The sequence below is a fragment of the Pseudomonas sp. C7.1 genome, from assembly GCF_056312395.1.
In genome coordinates, this window is sequence record NZ_JBWDTL010000003.1 from 332840 (window position 1) to 349924 (window position 17085).

General features: G+C 57.3%; 9 protein-coding genes, 2 tRNA genes, 2 rRNA genes and 1 pseudogene. 11 read left to right on the forward strand and 3 right to left on the reverse strand.

All coding sequences use genetic code 11. From position 1 onward, the window contains the following. Window positions 1–7 precede the first annotated feature (7 nt). The 5 genes and pseudogenes from AC0T4W_RS04845 to AC0T4W_RS04865 all read left to right on the forward strand — a co-directional run. Window positions 8–84: transfer RNA gene (locus AC0T4W_RS04845), tRNA-Ile, on the forward strand. Window positions 85–115: 31 nt separating this feature from the next. After that, window positions 116–191: transfer RNA gene (locus AC0T4W_RS04850), tRNA-Ala, on the forward strand. Between the two features lie 244 nt (window positions 192–435). Next, window positions 436–3325, forward strand: a 23S ribosomal RNA gene (locus tag AC0T4W_RS04855). A 134-nt stretch (window positions 3326–3459) separates the two neighbouring features. Beyond that, a 5S ribosomal RNA gene (gene rrf, locus AC0T4W_RS04860) occupies window positions 3460–3575 on the forward strand. Window positions 3576–3719: 144 nt separating this feature from the next. Beyond that, a pseudogene (locus AC0T4W_RS04865) lies at window positions 3720–3824 on the forward strand (bifunctional biotin--[acetyl-CoA-carboxylase] ligase/biotin operon repressor BirA); the annotation flags it as partial. 249 nt (window positions 3825–4073) lie between these two features. Here AC0T4W_RS04865 and mksF read toward each other — a convergent pair. The 3 genes from mksF to mksB are packed head-to-tail and all read right to left on the reverse strand — an operon-like array spanning window position 4074 to window position 8847. Continuing rightward, window positions 4074–6908 carry an Mks condensin complex protein MksF gene (gene mksF, locus AC0T4W_RS04870; RefSeq protein WP_476316856.1) on the reverse strand — a complete coding sequence of 945 codons (2835 nt, stop codon included), beginning with the start codon at window positions 6906–6908 and terminating at the stop codon, window positions 4074–4076. Then, a complete protein-coding gene (mksE, locus tag AC0T4W_RS04875) occupies window positions 6905–7600 on the reverse strand; it encodes an Mks condensin complex protein MksE (RefSeq protein ID WP_476316859.1) in 696 nt (231 codons plus the stop codon). The genes mksF and mksE overlap by 4 nt, the downstream gene beginning before the upstream one ends. After that, the gene (mksB, locus tag AC0T4W_RS04880) at window positions 7597–8847 is read right to left on the reverse strand and encodes an Mks condensin complex protein MksB (protein ID WP_476316861.1); all 1251 of its coding nucleotides are present in this window, start codon (window positions 8845–8847) and stop codon (window positions 7597–7599) included. Before mksB ends, mksE begins: the two co-directional genes overlap by 4 nt. Window positions 8848–9129: 282 nt before the next feature. Between mksB and AC0T4W_RS04885 the strand changes: the two genes are divergently transcribed. From AC0T4W_RS04885 to AC0T4W_RS04910, 6 genes are all read left to right on the forward strand, one after another. Continuing rightward, window positions 9130–10161: a hypothetical protein gene (locus AC0T4W_RS04885; RefSeq protein WP_476316864.1), complete on the forward strand. Its 1032-nt coding sequence runs from the start codon at window positions 9130–9132 to the stop codon at window positions 10159–10161. 2 nt (window positions 10162–10163) lie between these two features. Next, entirely contained in the window at window positions 10164–11357 is a 1194-nt protein-coding gene (locus AC0T4W_RS04890; protein WP_476316867.1) for a hypothetical protein, read from the forward strand. Then, window positions 11347–11952: a DUF6160 family protein gene (locus AC0T4W_RS04895; protein WP_476316870.1), complete on the forward strand. Its 606-nt coding sequence runs from the start codon at window positions 11347–11349 to the stop codon at window positions 11950–11952. The genes AC0T4W_RS04890 and AC0T4W_RS04895 overlap by 11 nt, the downstream gene beginning before the upstream one ends. Window positions 11953–11963: 11 nt before the next feature. Beyond that, window positions 11964–14285, forward strand: coding sequence for a DUF6160 family protein (locus tag AC0T4W_RS04900; RefSeq protein ID WP_476316873.1), 2322 nt, complete (start codon window positions 11964–11966; stop codon window positions 14283–14285). Window positions 14286–14538: 253 nt separating this feature from the next. Then, window positions 14539–15636: a carboxynorspermidine decarboxylase gene (locus AC0T4W_RS04905; RefSeq protein ID WP_476316875.1), complete on the forward strand. Its 1098-nt coding sequence runs from the start codon at window positions 14539–14541 to the stop codon at window positions 15634–15636. Between the two features lie 133 nt (window positions 15637–15769). After that, window positions 15770–17014, forward strand: coding sequence for a saccharopine dehydrogenase family protein (locus AC0T4W_RS04910; RefSeq protein ID WP_476316878.1), 1245 nt, complete (start codon window positions 15770–15772; stop codon window positions 17012–17014). Window positions 17015–17085: the final 71 nt, after the last annotated feature.

Consider the following 17085-nt stretch of genomic DNA (forward strand, 5'->3'; position numbering starts at 1 on the left):
GACGATTGGGTCTGTAGCTCAGTTGGTTAGAGCGCACCCCTGATAAGGGTGAGGTCGGCAGTTCGAATCTGCCCAGACCCACCAATTGTTGTGGGGTTTGGCCTTGTACGAATATGGGGCCATAGCTCAGCTGGGAGAGCGCCTGCCTTGCACGCAGGAGGTCAGCGGTTCGATCCCGCTTGGCTCCACCATATACAGACGCGTTGAGAGTTCAGAAATGAGCGTTCCTGCTAAAGCAGATGAATGTTGATTTCTGGTCTTTGGCCAGTAAGAAAATCGTTCTTTAAAAATTTGGGTATGTGATAGAAGTGACTGATTAATTACTTTCACTGGTAATTAATTTGGTCAAGGTAAAATTTGTAGTTCTCAATTGCAAATTTTCGGCGAATGTCGTCTTCACGTTAGAGACAGTAACCAGATTGCTTGGGGTTATATGGTCAAGTGAAGAAGCGCATACGGTGGATGCCTTGGCAGTCAGAGGCGATGAAAGACGTTGTAGCCTGCGATAAGCTCCGGGGAGTCGGCAAACAGACTTTGATCCGGAGATCTCTGAATGGGGGAACCCAGCCAGCATAAGCTGGTTATTACACACTGAATACATAGGTGTGTAAGGCGAACCAGGGGAACTGAAACATCTAAGTACCCTGAGGAATAGAAATCAACCGAGATTCCCTTAGTAGTGGCGAGCGAACGGGGACTAGCCCTTAAGTTGATTTGAGAATAGTGGAAGGCTCTGGAAAGTGCCGCCGTAGTGGGTGATAGCCCCGTACACGAAATTCTCTTATCAATGAAATCGAGTAGGACGGAGCACGAGAAACTTTGTCTGAATATGGGGGGACCATCCTCCAAGGCTAAATACTACTGACTGACCGATAGTGAACTAGTACCGTGAGGGAAAGGCGAAAAGAACCCCGGAGAGGGGAGTGAAATAGATCCTGAAACCGTATGCGTACAAGCAGTGGGAGCCCACTTTGTTGGGTGACTGCGTACCTTTTGTATAATGGGTCAGCGACTTATATTCAGTGGCGAGCTTAACCGAATAGGGGAGGCGTAGCGAAAGCGAGTCTTAATAGGGCGACAGTCGCTGGGTATAGACCCGAAACCGGGCGATCTATCCATGGGCAGGTTGAAGGTTGGGTAACACTAACTGGAGGACCGAACCGACTACCGTTGAAAAGTTAGCGGATGACCTGTGGATCGGAGTGAAAGGCTAATCAAGCTCGGAGATAGCTGGTTCTCCTCGAAAGCTATTTAGGTAGCGCCTCGTGTATCACTGTTGGGGGTAGAGCACTGTTTCGGCTAGGGGGTCATCCCGACTTACCAAACCGATGCAAACTCCGAATACCAACAAGTGTCAGCACGGGAGACACACGGCGGGTGCTAACGTCCGTCGTGAAAAGGGAAACAACCCAGACCGTCAGCTAAGGTCCCAAAGTTATGGTTAAGTGGGAAACGATGTGGGAAGGCTTAGACAGCTAGGAGGTTGGCTTAGAAGCAGCCACCCTTTAAAGAAAGCGTAATAGCTCACTAGTCGAGTCGGCCTGCGCGGAAGATGTAACGGGGCTCAAACCATACACCGAAGCTACGGGTTCATCTTAGGATGAGCGGTAGAGGAGCGTTCTGTAAGCCTGTGAAGGTGAGTTGAGAAGCTTGCTGGAGGTATCAGAAGTGCGAATGCTGACATGAGTAACGACAATGGGAGTGAAAAACTCCCACGCCGAAAGACCAAGGTTTCCTGCGCAACGTTAATCGACGCAGGGTGAGTCGGCCCCTAAGGTGAGGCAGAAATGCGTAATCGATGGGAAACGGGTTAATATTCCCGTACTTCTAATTACTGCGATGGAGGGACGGAGAAGGCTAGGCCAGCACGGCGTTGGTTGTCCGTGTTTAAGGTGGTAGGCTGAGATCTTAGGTAAATCCGGGATCTTAAGGCCGAGAACTGATGACGAGTTATCTTTTAGATGACGAAGTGGTTGATGCCATGCTTCCAGGAAAAGCTTCTAAGCTTCAGGTAATTAGGAACCGTACCCCAAACCGACACAGGTGGTTAGGTAGAGAATACCAAGGCGCTTGAGAGAACTCGGGTGAAGGAACTAGGCAAAATGGCACCGTAACTTCGGGAGAAGGTGCGCCGGTGAGGGTGAAGCATTTACTGCGTAAGCCCATGCCGGTCGAAGATACCAGGCCGCTGCGACTGTTTATTAAAAACACAGCACTCTGCAAACACGAAAGTGGACGTATAGGGTGTGACGCCTGCCCGGTGCCGGAAGGTTAATTGATGGGGTTAGCTAACGCGAAGCTCTTGATCGAAGCCCCGGTAAACGGCGGCCGTAACTATAACGGTCCTAAGGTAGCGAAATTCCTTGTCGGGTAAGTTCCGACCTGCACGAATGGCGTAACGATGGCGGCGCTGTCTCCACCCGAGACTCAGTGAAATTGAAATCGCTGTGAAGATGCAGTGTATCCGCGGCTAGACGGAAAGACCCCGTGAACCTTTACTATAGCTTTGCACTGGACTTTGAGTTTGCTTGTGTAGGATAGGTGGGAGGCTTTGAAGCGTGGACGCCAGTTCGCGTGGAGCCAACCTTGAAATACCACCCTGGCAACCTTGAGGTTCTAACTCTGGTCCGTTATCCGGATCGAGGACAGTGTATGGTGGGTAGTTTGACTGGGGCGGTCTCCTCCTAAAGAGTAACGGAGGAGTACGAAGGTGCGCTCAGACCGGTCGGAAATCGGTCGTAGAGTATAAAGGCAAAAGCGCGCTTGACTGCGAGACAGACACGTCGAGCAGGTACGAAAGTAGGTCTTAGTGATCCGGTGGTTCTGTATGGAAGGGCCATCGCTCAACGGATAAAAGGTACTCCGGGGATAACAGGCTGATACCGCCCAAGAGTTCATATCGACGGCGGTGTTTGGCACCTCGATGTCGGCTCATCACATCCTGGGGCTGAAGCCGGTCCCAAGGGTATGGCTGTTCGCCATTTAAAGTGGTACGCGAGCTGGGTTTAGAACGTCGTGAGACAGTTCGGTCCCTATCTGCCGTGGACGTTTGAGATTTGAGAGGGGCTGCTCCTAGTACGAGAGGACCGGAGTGGACGAACCTCTGGTGTTCCGGTTGTCACGCCAGTGGCATTGCCGGGTAGCTATGTTCGGAAAAGATAACCGCTGAAAGCATCTAAGCGGGAAACTTGCCTCGAGATGAGATCTCACTGGAACCTTGAGTTCCCTAAAGGGCCGTCGAAGACTACGACGTTGATAGGTTGGGTGTGTAAGCGCTGTGAGGCGTTGAGCTAACCAATACTAATTGCCCGTGAGGCTTGACCATATAACACCCAAACAATTTGATGTTTGTGTGTCTCTATGAAGACTGCAACAGCCGAAAATTTGTAAGCACTGCAAAACCATCTATCACATACCCAATTCGGGATAGCGCTTAACCGCGACATCCCAGCTGAATCGCTTGACGACCATAGAGCATTGGAACCACCTGATCCCATCCCGAACTCAGTAGTGAAACGATGCATCGCCGATGGTAGTGTGGGGTTTCCCCATGTGAGAGTAGGTCATCGTCAAGCACCTACACCAAAACCCCCGATCAGGAAACTGGTCGGGGGTTTTACTTTTTGCAGCGAAAAACATACTCAGCTGAGATGAGCCTTTGATAGGCAACTAAACAGTGCATCGTTATCATGCGTGCCTTATTGCTTGGCGGGACTCACATGCTTGCATTGTTAAAGCTTCTTCAAGACGGGCGATTCCACTCTGGGGAGGCGCTTGGCGCTGCCTTGTACGTCAGTTGCTCGGCAGTGTGGAAGCAGCTGCAGTAATGCAACGGTAGCTCTCGCGGATAGGGGATAAACAGCCTCACCAGCGCAGTCATACGCTCCCAGTTCAGACAGTGCCGCTGACTTCGTTGTTTGAGAGCATGCCTCCACGCACCGATAATCTACCGGCGAAACTAATCCAGCCGCCGTGTGTTACTGGGTTGTGCGCTGGGCGCGAAGTTAGCGCTAAAGAAATAACCGACAAGGGCCGCAATTGCGGCCCTTGTGGTTTATGCAGTTGAGCCTGAGTTAGGCAGGCTCGGTTGCTGCGGTTGTGGTTTCAGCCTTGCTCTTGGCGTTGTCACGGCGCTGGATATATTTCCAATCTGCTTCGTCGATGTAGATGCCGTTCGGCCCGCTGCCGCCTTCCAGGTCGATGGCCACGGTAGCCGAGACTTGCGGCTTCACCGAGGCCAGGATCGGCACAAAGCCCAGTTGCAGGCTGGTTTCGATCAGCGCCTGCTGGTTTTTCTCGTCGATATCCGCCGCTTCGTCCAGGTAGTAAGGCAAGCGCACCTTGCCGGCCTGGTCGCGGTCCATCAGGTGCAGTAACAGGTACATGTTGGTCAGCGCCTTGATGGTCATGGTGGTGCCGTTCGACGCCGCGCCGTCGATATCGGTGTGGATCACCGGTTGGCCATGCACCTTGGTGATCTCGAAGGCCAGTTCGAACAAATCTTTCAAGCCCAGCTGGTTGCCATTGGCCGCCACCAGTCGCGACAGGTAGTCCTTGGCTTCTTCGTTCTTGCTGTCCTGCTCGCTGCTCTGCTGCAGGTCGAATACCGAGAGGGTTTCGCCTTGCTCGTATTGGCCGGCGCTGTGGATGATCTGGTCGATATGCTTAAGCGCGTCTTTATTGGGTGCCAAAACGATGCGAAAGCTTTCCAAATTGGACACCTGACGCTTGTTGATCTCGCGGTTGAACAGCGCCAGCTGGTGTTCCAGGTTGTCGTAGTCGCTGCGGATATTGCGCAGGGTACGGGCGATATCGGTGACCGCGGCACGGCGCGCCTTGGCCAGGGTGATGGCTTCATCTTGACGGTGGGCGTAGGCGTTGACCAGCAGGTGCAAGCGGCGCTCTACATCATCCTCACTGTCGAACTTGGCCACGCCCTTGAGGCGCACCTGGGCGTAAAGCGCCTCAATCTGCCCATCGACACGCTGCAAACCTTGCCAGGCATCTTGATAGTCGTTGAGCAGTGGCAGCAGGTTGTCCAGGCTGTCGTCCACCGGATCGGTAAACGGCGTGCCGAACGGCAGGTTGGCCGGTAGCAGTTGGCGGCGGCGTAGGGCGTCTTCCAGGGTGCGTTCCTTTGCTTCCAGATCGGCGAGCTGACGGCCAACCAATTGCAGCTTGGCGGACAGTTGCTGCACGCGTTCGGTAAAGGCATCGGAGGCGCGTTTGAGTTCGTCCTGGGCGGCCTCCAGTTGCGCCAGATGCTCCAGTTTCTGCGGCTCTTCCACGGCCAGGGTCTGGCTTTTGCGGAAGTATTCCAGGGCTTTCTGTGCGTCCAGCACGGCCTGGTAGAACTGCTCGGCCTGGGCCTTGCTCGCGGCACGGTCGGCGGCCACGGCCTGTTGGGTTTTCAGCTGCTTGTATTCGCGGTCGAGGCGGTCCTTCTGGTCGCGCAGGGCGGCGCGGTCGGCCAGCGCTTGCAGGGCCGGCGGCTCGATATGGCTGAGATCGATGGTTAGGCCCGGTACTTCGAAGTTCTCGCCTTTGAAACCGTCGAGAATAGCTTCCAGTGATTTGACCCAGGCATCACCCTCGGCCACCTGAATGCCTTTCTCACCCAGCGGCAGGCTGAACAGCTGGCCATTGAACAGGCGCATCAAGCGGTCGACGTCCTGCTGGCTGAACTCTTCGCGCAGGCGTGAGTAACTGTTGTTGTCGGCGTGTTCGAGTTGCTGCTTGACCGATTTAAGGCGTTTTTCCAGATCGCGCAGGCGCTCATCCAAATCCTCAGCGGAGAACTGCCGGGATTGGGCCAGGGCGCCGGCCAGTTCGTCGTGGGCATCCTTGGCGGCCAGCAGCTGTTCTTCCAGCACCTTGGCGTCGGTGACCAGGGCAAAGCGATTCTTCAGCACCGACAGCTCGCCAAGCCAGCGCTGGATCTCGCTGATCTCGCGCTCCATGCGCATCAGCTCCTGGGTGCCGCCGCGTTGCTCGTGCTGCAGGCCGTCCTGCTCGCCACGGTAGTGTTCGGCCTGGATCACCAGTTCCTCGCGACGTGCGCCGGCGTAGTCCTGCCAGGTGCCCAGCAGCGAGTCGAGCAGCGGCGAAAGGCGATGCAGCTTGCCGCGTAGCAGCTCGCGCTGGGCTACACCGGCAGATAGGGCTTCGATCAAGGGGCCGGCGGTAACGAGCGCCTGGTAGTCCTGCTCCATGCGGCGCACATCGCGGAAGGCTTCTTCGGTGGCGGCGATATAGTCGACGCTACCCGAGCGCAGGCTGTGCTCGAAGGCATCGAGGAACAGCTGCTTGAGTTTTGCCGCAGTAATTTCGCGCATATGCAGCAGGTTGATAAACAGCGCGCGGAAGGTTTTTAGGCTCTGCTCGCTGGTCGAGCGCAGCGGGATCAGGGTCAGGTCCAGCGGAATCGAGGTATGGCCGCCGACCAGCAGGCGGCGCAGTTCTTCGGGTTTCAGCTCGTAGGCCTTGATGCCGTCGCGCTCCAGGGCGTTGAACAGTTCGCGCTGACGCAAGCAGGTGCCGTTCTTCTGGTAGTGCTCAAGGTTCAGAGTGCCCTGGTAGGCGAAGAACTGATGGCCGAAGCCGCCGCCTGGGCCGCGCCCGGCCACACCGATCACATGGGGGCCGTGGGGCAGGGCGACTTCGACGAGGATATAGCTGGTGTCGCTGGCGAAGTAGAACTTGCGCGACTGCTCCAGGCTGTACTTGCCGAAGCTCATGTCGGACATGCGTGCCAGAATCGGGAACTGCAGGGCGTTGATTGAGGCCGACTTGCCCAGGTTGTTGGCCCCGTAAACCGACAGCGGGTTTTCCAGGGGGAACAGGCCGAGGCTATAGCCGGCGGTATTCAGTAGGGCGAAGCGGCGGATGCCGTAGCGTTCCTGGCTCATGCGCGGGTCTCCTGGGCGTCGCGTTCTTCAGCCATGGCGCGGGCCAGGGCGTCTTCTTCGGATTCGTCGGTATCCGTTTCTGCGAGGCTGATGATTTCGTCTTCGGCCTCATCATCCAGCAGCACCGGCGTCGGCAGCGGCAGGCTGCTGTGCAGGGTGGCGGCCAGGTCGCGGTCCTGCTGCACGGAGAGGCACACGTCGAGGAAACGGTGCATCGGTGCGAGAAAGCGGTAGATGCCGTTGTCTTCACTGGCAAAGCCGAGCTGAGTCAGGCGGCGCATGACTTTCTCTTCCAGCTCCTCAACGGTGGTGACTTCGGCCTGTAGAAACAGGTCGCGGTATTTCTCCAGCAGCGCCGGCAGCTCGTCGCGGCCCAGGCTGCCGCCATCGAGCACGGCCAGCGGGTCGCGACCCTGGTCGGCCAAATGCTCGACCAGGATAAAGGTGAACAGCGCCAGCCGCTGGGCGGTCTTGTTGACCTGGGCGCCCATCTGCTCGGGCACGAAATAGTAAAAACCACGGCTGTCGCAGGTCAGCTCATAGCCCAGCGCCTTGAACAGGGCGCGGTACTGGTCCTGCTGGTTAGCCAGCTGGGCGTAAAGTTCCGGGTTGCTGCGGCTGATGTGGTAGCCCTTGAACAGCTCGCGAAAGATCGGCGCCAGTTGGGTCAGTTCTTTTAGGTCGATATTCATAGGGCGGTGGTCCCGGCCGGCTTGATCAGGGCGAAGGAGCTCAGGCTGACCTGATGCTCGCGGGTGAGGTAGTCGCGGCGCTCAAGGCGCTCGCGCTGGAAGCGGCCATCGCGGGACAGGCGCGAGAACCAGTAGAGCAATTCGTCGGTGGCGCCTTCGGGCTCCTGTTCCAGCAGCCAGACCATCAGGTCCGGCAGCGGCAGGGCCTGTTCGCAACGTTCGATCATTTCCCGTGCGGTGCGTGGCGCTCGTGGCGCTTCGCCTTTGCGGCTGGCATGCGCCTTGGGGAACTGCGCCGGCTTGGGTTCGAAGCGTGCCAGGGCGTACACATAGGCCTCGACCTGCGACGCAGTACCGAGAAAGGTGCTTTGTGGGCGGCTGAACAGCGGGAGAGAGGCCTGCGGCACCGCGTCCAGGCCCTTTTTGCGGATCGCCGCCAGGGCCAGGGCTGCGCCACGGGTTACGGCGTTATGCCGGCGCGCTTCTTCACGCAGCGGCAACAGCAGCTCGCGGGCGCGGCGCAGGGTCAGCTGGGCGGTGGTCTGCATTTCCAGAATGCGCGCATGGGTGCGTAGCAGCAGGTCGTCATCCACCAGCTGGCCGAGGCGTTGTTGTTCACTGAGCAGGCGCAGCAGCACATGCTCGACCCGGTACACGCCCTGCTCGAAGGCACCGTCGGCGGCCACCAGCTGGATCATAGGTTCGACGTATTCATCCCAGGTGGCCAGTACTTCGGCGTAGCGCTGACGCAGGGGGATTTGCCTGTCTGAGGTCTTGGCCCGCTCGGCAACGGCAACCAGGGCCTGTTCGTCGTTGGCCAGCTTCTTCAATACATCGCGCACACGCATATCCAACAAGCGCAGCTGGCGCGCCAGGTCGGCGGCGTCACGCACCTCGAAGGCGTCCTTGATATAGCCGGCAAGGCGCTCCAGATGGCGCAGATAGGCTTCGATCTCCAGGCACAGGCCTAGGCGATGTTCGCGGCGCAGGTAGGCGAGGAAGTCGTGAATCTGCGCGTTCAGCTCGAAGCGATTGGGGCTCTTGGCCACAGGCACCAGGATATCCAGGCGAATCCACTGATCGAGCAGGGCGGTGACATCGGTGGGCGTGCCTTCGGGCAGTTGTGCGGCCAACTGATTGCGCAGTTCTACCAGGCTCAGGGTGCCGGCATCGAAGCGTTCGCACAGCGGCTCCAGCAACGTCCAGTGTTCGGCAAGGGCGCGCAGTACGCGCTTGGGATCAATCATCGGGGCATCCGCTCCGTGGGCTTTTCGCAAAAAACGCCGATTGTACTGCAAGCCGTGGCCAAGGCTTGAGTGTCAGTCATCGTCTGTTTGGAGTTGCCGGCGCGTGTAACCCAGGTTGTGGTGATGGGTAACAGCGTGCGGCGGCCTACTGTGGGATCGAGGCGGTTTTTCAGGGATTTCTCGACTATGGGTCGGCACGTTTAGGCGGCTGAGTTTTTATAGTGCTAATCAAGGCGTGGAGCCTCCCAAGGCTTGTCACCATAAGAATAAAAGGAATCCGCCATGCGTCCCACTTTGCGTTTTGCCAAGACCGCCTGTGCTCTGATGTGCAGTGCGCTGCTGAGTGCTGCTGCCCATGGGGCGATGGTTGAGTTAGCGGACAACGAGTTGTCGGAGATCACTGGCCAGGCATTTATAAACCTGGCCACTGATAGCTATGCCGGAGTGAATTACACCCGCATCAATTTCGGCATGGACATTGAAACCCAATTGAACATGAACAAGCTCAAACTGGGCTTGTATGGCCGCACGGGTGAGGCTGCCAATACCGCAGATATCAATATCGATAATTTTGCCCTTGGGTCGGTCAACGCGGACGACACAATCAACCCATTCCGTATTTCCAATCCCTTTCTGGAGCTGGCTTACAAAGACAACAAAGTTGTGGGCATACGCTTAGGCCTTGGCGAAGCGCAAGGGCTTTTGTCGGGCAATATCAATACTTACACCGGCAATCTGGCCATCGATATCTTCGGTAAAGGCAGCTATCTCGGTCAGAAAATGAATTGTGGCTGGGATCCAATCTGCGGCATCGCAAGGTCACTGGTAAGTGGCACTTGGGCTAATGATGAGTTCAAGGCGCAGGCGACGCTGGTCAACGGGGCCGGTAGTGCAGACCCAGTGCGCGGCACCATGGCCGGTCTGCCAGATGGCACGAAGCTTTCAATGCCCGCATCAGGCGCGGTTGCCAACTTTTTGCTGGGGTTATTCAAGTCACAGGACTGCGGTCTGTTAGGTGTCAGCACGTGCTTCAATCTTTCCGATTACGGCAGTATTCCTGTCGGTAAGTTTGACAATCAGACCCAGCAGTTTACGGGCAATGCCAATGGCGTATTCCTCTCTATGCAGACGGAAAACGTACAGTGGCGTGATCAGCAGGATGCCAGCAAATTCATCACGGCTCTGGCGGGCGCTTTTATGAACCTGCCGCGCAATGCCGATGGTACGGCAGCCATTAACCTGAGCTTCCAACAGGCGCTGGAAGGCATTGCACGCAAAGATACCTGTCTCGGCTCAGCGACTCACGGGTGTTAACCATGATGCGATCAATCGGGTTCTGCTTATTGGTTTCGTTTGTCGCGTGTAGTTCTGCGGAAATGCAGGAGCTGGCAGACGAAGAACTGTCGACCGTTCAGGGTGCAGGTTTAGGTTTCGTTCTGGACGGCATCATGCTTGATGCCTCTGGGGCCAATATCACGATCAATGATATTGAACGAGTCAGGCCCGGCGGTATCAAGGAAAACATGCCCATCACATTGTCGGAGTTTTACCTGAGCGGCAGCGGTAGTAACAAAGGTGCCAATAAAACGCCGGTTACGCTCGGGCGATTGAACCATCCCTTTACCGTGACCCTGGGCAAGGGCGAGGAAATGCGCGCCCTCAGCGATACATGGGAGCTGCGTAGTAAGGTTGTTCGTGAAGGTGGTGCAAATAAAACCGTCCAGTATTGGGCTCCTAATGGAGCCTCGCAATGGGTGCAGACTACGCCCAACAACGTGGCCGTGCTGACACTGGCTTTTCCGGAGCGCATGACATCCGGCGGCTCAAGCTGCATTAGCGGTTACGCGGGTGCGGGGTTGAACTGCTCCAGTGATCCGAGTGGGCGTGCCGACCTAGGTATGCGCTTCGACTTCAGCGTGGGGGGAGGGCGTAAGGATATTCTCGATTTTGACCTGGCTCAGTTGACCATGGACGGCTCTTACCTGCGGTTGTGGGGGGATAACAGCCGCAAACAGTTGGTGGGCGAGGCACTGATCAATATCTTTGCTAAAAATCTTGATATTAGCGCCTGCACAGCCCCAGAGGCTTCAGCCAACTGTACTTCTGCCGCTGCCCTGGCTGGCACCATGTACTTGACCAATGCTTACGCAAATATTGCCTTGGGTTATGGCAAGTTCCAGCCGCTGCAGTTTGATGTAAATAGCAATGGTCAGTTTGTTCTGGAACTCAGTAATCCGGTTAACACCGCAGGTACGGCGGCTCAGCGCAATACCCAGGCAGCCGACTTCTATGCCAATACGCCGCGCACCAACCTGGTGTTAGACAACATGAACATCGGTTACGGACGTCCTCCAGCTAATGGTTTTACCAATATGCCGGGCGCTGCCCTTAATTCAAGTGGACAGGCTGTAGTGGGGGGCGGTGGGATGAGCTGGGGGTACAACTTCGGCCGAAACGAAATATCCGGCCTGAGCTTCAACTACCTGAAGGTGACCAGCCGTGATCTCTAGATTTGGGTTAACCCTCAGTGCATTGCTGGCCATGCCTGCCCTTGCCGAAATGCAGGCATTGGACGATGACACCCTGAGCAGCATGAATGGCCAGGGCGGGGTTTACCTGTCCGGTGAGTTCAGTATCAACAAGGATGGCGGCGTGCTGTGGAGCAAGCCGGTCAGCAACAACCCCAGCACCTGGACGGCCAACCAGCGCAGCTGTGCCAATGCGGGTGCCAGTACACCGGAGAACTGCGGTATGCGCGTAGCGATTCGCTCCGAGGCCGATGGCGGCTGGTATGTGTTGGACAATCTCAAGGGCGTGTTCAGTTTTGAGGGCCTGACCCTGCGCACCCGCACCATCAACAGTGGCTTTAACGGTGATGGTGCAGCCTTTAATCAGGATGTGCTGGAGTTTGGTTTACCCAACGAGGTGAAGTTCAAGGATGGCAGTTTCGCCTTTGGCGTCGCTAATCAGGGCGGCTGGCAGAACAAGTCGCTGAGCGTGGCCAACGGCGGTAATCCGTCGTATCAGCAGACCAATATCTTCTCGGCGAAGATCGACGGCACCATCCGTATGCAGGGCAACGTGCTGATCTTTCCGCAGAACTGAGGAGCAGGGCCATGCACCGTCATTCGCTGTTGTTGCTCGCACTTCTGAGCCCGCTGACGCAAGCCATGCAGGCGCTGGATGATCAGGCGTTGTCATCCGTCAGCGGGCGCGATGGCATCAGCCTGCAAACCAGCGGAGGTGGCTGGTCTGCCGGCAGTATTGACTACAAACAGGATGGTCAGACCCTTAGCCTGAAAGGCGTCAGCAGCACGCCGCAGGTTGCCGGCAGCAGCTCGACCACCACGCTTGATGTGGTTGGCGATCAATTGCAGGTGCAGCACAGCGGCAGTGCTCAGATGCTGAGTATCGACAACATTGAACTGGCCGGTAGCAGCAAAAGTTTCGGTTCCTTTCGCGCCTTCTTTACTCTGGGAGCCAGCCTCAAACTGAGTGGCGGCGGGGCCAGCGGCGTTAGCGGCTTCAGCGTGGATGACAGTCAGTTGTCGTTGAGCGCGGCGACTTTTTATTACCGCGACAATGGCTTTGACCTGATCGTCAAAGGCCTGTCGTTCGACACTTACCTGAACAACGCCTACCTGGATATCGTCAGCGGCGGCAGCGGCCAGGAAATCAAGCTGGACCTCGGCACCTCGCGCTTTGTCGGCTCGATTGCCGGTATCGGCCTCGATCTGGCCCATGGCGACCCGACGCCAGGTGTGGCGGTGACGCCGGGCAGCCCAGACCTGCGTGACGTTGATGCCCAACGCAGCTTCGGCAAGCTGGATATGGACTTGCGTTTGGGCGGCAGCATTAGCATTGCCGGCGGCGGCGCCAGCGGCGAGGGGCTGCGGATCAAGCCCAATATCACCATCACCAACAGCCTGTTTCAGTATCAGGACGAAGGCGTGCTGCGCGCCGAGAACTTCGCTGGCAGCCTGATCAGTAACGCCGGCCTTACCCTCGATCTGGAGCAAGACGGTGCGGGCAGCTACGCCAAAATTGCCTTTCAGGATCTCAAATTCAACGCCACCCTCGGCGGCCTGATCATGGGCAACCCGAGCAATCAGAAACTCGGCGGCCTGGCGCTGGACCTGAATTTCCTCGACCAGGGCGCGCGGCAGAACTGGTTGAAACTGCGTCCGGGTGGCGACCCCAATTCCGGGCAGAAGGGCATCAGCGCCGACCTCAGTTGGAATATGGTCAACAGCTCCCTGGCGCTCACCGATAACGGCAACACCATGTGGTTCAGCGGGCTGCGCACCTACGGCACTGGCCAGTTCAGTTTCGATCTGACCAAGAGCTGCGCGGCAGGCGTGAGCGCCGGCTGCTATGCAGGAACCAACAGCGACATAAACAGTGGCGGCTATAACGGCCACTTTGATGGTATGCGCCTGGGGTTGAAGAACATCGTCGGCAGCTACAGCTTCGATGGTTTGCGCGTGGGCACGCCGGATGCGCCCCTACAGGGCGGCACTGAGTTGCTGGTGCTGATGGAAATCTTCCCGGCCTATGATTTCACCCTCAATGGCCAGATCACTTTGCGCGCCGGTGGTGCTGTGGGCGACGGCCTGCGTTATAACGCCGACTTCTATATCACTGAGGCCAATGCGGCGATCACCGTGGATGAAAATGGTCGTGGGCTGTGGCTGTCGGGTAGCAGCTATGAAATGCATTACCGCGAAGGCTCGCTGGATATCAGCAACAATGGCGTCGAGCTGCGCAAAGGCACCTACTGGTCGAAGCTGGATGTTGCCAATGTGCGCTGGGGCGACCGCCTAACCGGCAGCAGCATTGGCCGTCTGGTGCTCAAGCGTTATGAGCTGGGTTCCACCCTGGCCATCAGCTCGGGCGGGGCCGGTGCGTTGTGCGTGGGCGGCAGCGGCAGTACCGCGAGCGCGTGTACCGCTAACGGAGGGCGCTGGGAAAATCGCGGCGACGAAGGTATCTCGGTCAAGTTGAAAAACGTGTTTGTGCGCGACACCAGTGGTAACCCGAGTAATACGGTGTCGAATAACGAGAAACGTAACCAGGTCATCATCGAAACGGGCAGGGTCAATGGCGTTAATGGCACGGGCAGTCAGCTGGTGGTGGATAATTTTCACACCTCCGACGGTACCCCGAGCAACCCGAACGCCAATGCCTATGGCTTTAACGTTGACCTCAATCTCGATGTGGCGCCGACTAAAGTGTGCGACAAGACGACCTCCGGCTGTACGCCGGTCAGTCCCGATCCGCTGGGCTTTGCGGTCAACGGTCGCGTGCACTTCAAGGAAGTGAATATCGACCGGATTCAGCACGTTCATCCAGACGGTGGTGCAGTGACCTCGATGTATGGAGTCAAGCTGCAGAACGCCGATATCCGCGCCAACCTGACGGCGACGCCAATCAACTGATCCGCATAACAAGCGCCATGCAGGCGCTTTGTGCCGTCATGCCCCTGTCATTCTTGTTGGTCATTCTGCTGGCGCGTTATAGAGCGCGCCGGTGGCTTCACATTGGCCGCCCAGTCGTTGCCAATAGTCGCTGAATCGAGGAAATATCCCCGTTGCCCTTTCGATATGTGCCGGTTGTCGGCACAATTCGCCTCCACTTTTTGGGGGGAGCAGTCTCTGCTCTCCGTTGGCCGACCTTGCACGGGGCACCGAAATGATCAAAACGCCTTACTACCTGATCGATAAGCAAAAGCTCTTGGGCAACCTGGAAAAGATCGCCTACGTTCGCGAGCACTCCGGCGCCAAGGCGCTGCTGGCGCTCAAATGCTTCGCCACCTGGTCGGTGTTTGACCTGATGCAGCAATACATGGACGGCACCACCTCGTCCTCGCTGTACGAGCTCAAGCTCGGTCGGCAAAAGTTCGCCGGCGAAACCCACGCCTACAGTGTGGCCTGGGCTGATGACGAAATCCCCGAGATGCTCGCCAACTGCGACAAGATCATCTTCAACTCCATTGGCCAGCTCGAACGCTTTGCCGAGGCCTCCGCTGGCAAAGTGCGCGGCCTGCGCGTTAATCCGCAGGTGAGCAGCTCGGATTACCTGCTGGCCGACCCGGCACGTCCCTTCAGCCGTCTCGGCGAGTGGGACCCGGAAAAGATCGCTGCGGTGATGGATAAGGTCAGCGGCTTTATGTTCCACAACAACTGTGAGAACGGCAGCTTCGAGCTATTTGACCAGATGCTGAGCACCATTGAGGAACGCTTCGGCCACCTGCTGGAGCAGGTTGAGTGGGTCAGTCTTGGTGGCGGCATTCACTTCACCGGCGACGACTATCCACTGGACCAATTCTGTGCGCGGCTCAAGGCCTTCTCCGAGCGTTTCGGCGTTCAGGTGTATCTGGAGCCGGGCGAAGCGGCGATCACCCTGAGCTCCTCGCTGGAAGTCACGGTGCTCGACACCCTGTACAACGGCAAACATCTGGCCGTGGTCGACAGCTCCATCGAAGCGCACATGCTCGACCTGCTGATCTACCGGCTCAACGCCAAGATGGAACCGTGCAGCGGCGAGCACACCTACATGGTGTGCGGCAAATCCTGCTTGGCCGGTGACATCTTCGGTGAGTACCAATTCGACAAGCCTCTGACCATCGGCGATCGCCTGTCGTTTATCGACGCAGCGGGTTACACCATGGTCAAGAAAAACTGGTTCAACGGCCTGAAAATGCCGTCCATCGTGGTCAAGCAACTCGACGGCAGCGTCGAGGTGGTGCGTGAATTTGGCTTTGACGATTACCTGTCCAGCCTCAGCTGATTCGTAGGGTGGACGGCGCTTTTCCGTCCACCACTCGCAATCGCGTTGGTGGATGAAAAAAACGTCATCCACCCTACGTGTTGTAAACCCGTTGCAACTCTCTCAATAACGCAGTACCCAGGAGGTGAAACAATTGAAGAAGAATGTTCTGATCATTGGTGCAGGAGGTGTCGCCAAGGTGGTGGCCCACAAGTGCGCGCAGCACAACGACGAACTCGGTCGTATTGCCATCGCGTCGCGCAGCATCTCCAAATGCCAGGCCATCATCGACAGCGTAAAGGCCAAAGGCAGCTTGAAGCAGCCGGCCGAGATCCAGGCTTATGCCCTCAATGCGCTGGATATTGAAGCAACCAAGACGCTGATTCGCGAAACCGAATCGCAGATCGTCATCAACGTGGGCTCGGCCTTCCTCAATATGTCGGTGCTGCGTGCCTGCATGGATACCGGCGCCGCCTACCTCGACACCGCCATCCACGAAGAACCGGGCAAGGTCTGCGAAACGCCGCCTTGGTACGGTAACTATGAGTGGAAGCATCTGGCCGAATGCCAGGACAAGGGCGTGACCGCCATCCTCGGCGTCGGTTTCGACCCGGGCGTGGTCAATGCCTATGCCGCATTGGCGCAACAGCAGTACTTCGACAGCATCGAGTCGATCGACATCCTCGACGTCAACGCCGGTTCGCACGGCAAGTACTTCGCCACCAATTTCGACCCGGAAATCAATTTCCGTGAATTCACCGGGCAAGTCTGGAGCTGGCAGAACAGCCAGTGGACCAGCAATACAATGTTTGAAGTCAAACGCACCGACGACCTGCCAGTGGTCGGCGAACAAAATCTGTACCTGACCGGGCATGACGAAGTGCATTCCCTGTCCAAGCACCTGAACGTACCCAATGTGCGTTTCTGGATGAGCTTCGGTGAGCACTACATCAATGTGTTTACCGTGCTGAAAAACCTCGGCCTGCTCTCCGAGCAGCCGGTAAAAACTGCCGAAGGCCTGGAAGTGGTGCCGCTGAAAGTGGTCAAGGCCGTGCTGCCCGACCCCGCCTCGCTGGCACCGGGCTACAGCGGCAAGACCTGCATTGGTGACCTGGTCAAAGGCACCAAAGACGGCAAGCCGGCCGAGCTGTTTATCTACAACGTCGCCGACCACAAAGATGCGTATGTAGAAACCGACAGCCAGGGCATTTCTTACACCGCAGGCGTTCCGCCGGTCGCGGCTGCCTTGCTGGTGGCTCGTGGTGATTGGGATGTGGCGCGCATGGCCAACGTTGAAGAGTTACCGGCCGGGCCGTTCCTCAAGCTGCTGGATGTAATGGGCCTGCCCACCCGGATCAAGGACGCCAATGGCGACCGTCCCTGGGATCAGGCCCTCTGATTGGCTGCGCGTCGGCCCTGCGTCGTTGAAGGTGCGTTAATCAGATCGTAGGATGGGTTGAGCGAAGCGAT

Bases quoted from the DNA above. Each gene is read 5' to 3' on its own strand.
- mksF (WP_476316856.1), bottom strand. From the start codon at position 6,908: ATGAGCCAGGAACGCTACGGCATCCGCCGCTTCGCCCTACTGAATACC.
- mksE (WP_476316859.1), bottom strand. From the start codon at position 7,600: ATGAATATCGACCTAAAAGAACTGACCCAACTGGCGCCGATCTTTCGC.
- mksB (WP_476316861.1), bottom strand. From the start codon at position 8,847: ATGATTGATCCCAAGCGCGTACTGCGCGCCCTTGCCGAACACTGGACG.
- AC0T4W_RS04885 (WP_476316864.1), top strand. From the start codon at position 9,130: ATGCGTCCCACTTTGCGTTTTGCCAAGACCGCCTGTGCTCTGATGTGC.
- AC0T4W_RS04890 (WP_476316867.1), top strand. From the start codon at position 10,164: ATGATGCGATCAATCGGGTTCTGCTTATTGGTTTCGTTTGTCGCGTGT.
- AC0T4W_RS04900 (WP_476316873.1), top strand. From the start codon at position 11,964: ATGCACCGTCATTCGCTGTTGTTGCTCGCACTTCTGAGCCCGCTGACG.
- AC0T4W_RS04905 (WP_476316875.1), top strand. From the start codon at position 14,539: ATGATCAAAACGCCTTACTACCTGATCGATAAGCAAAAGCTCTTGGGC.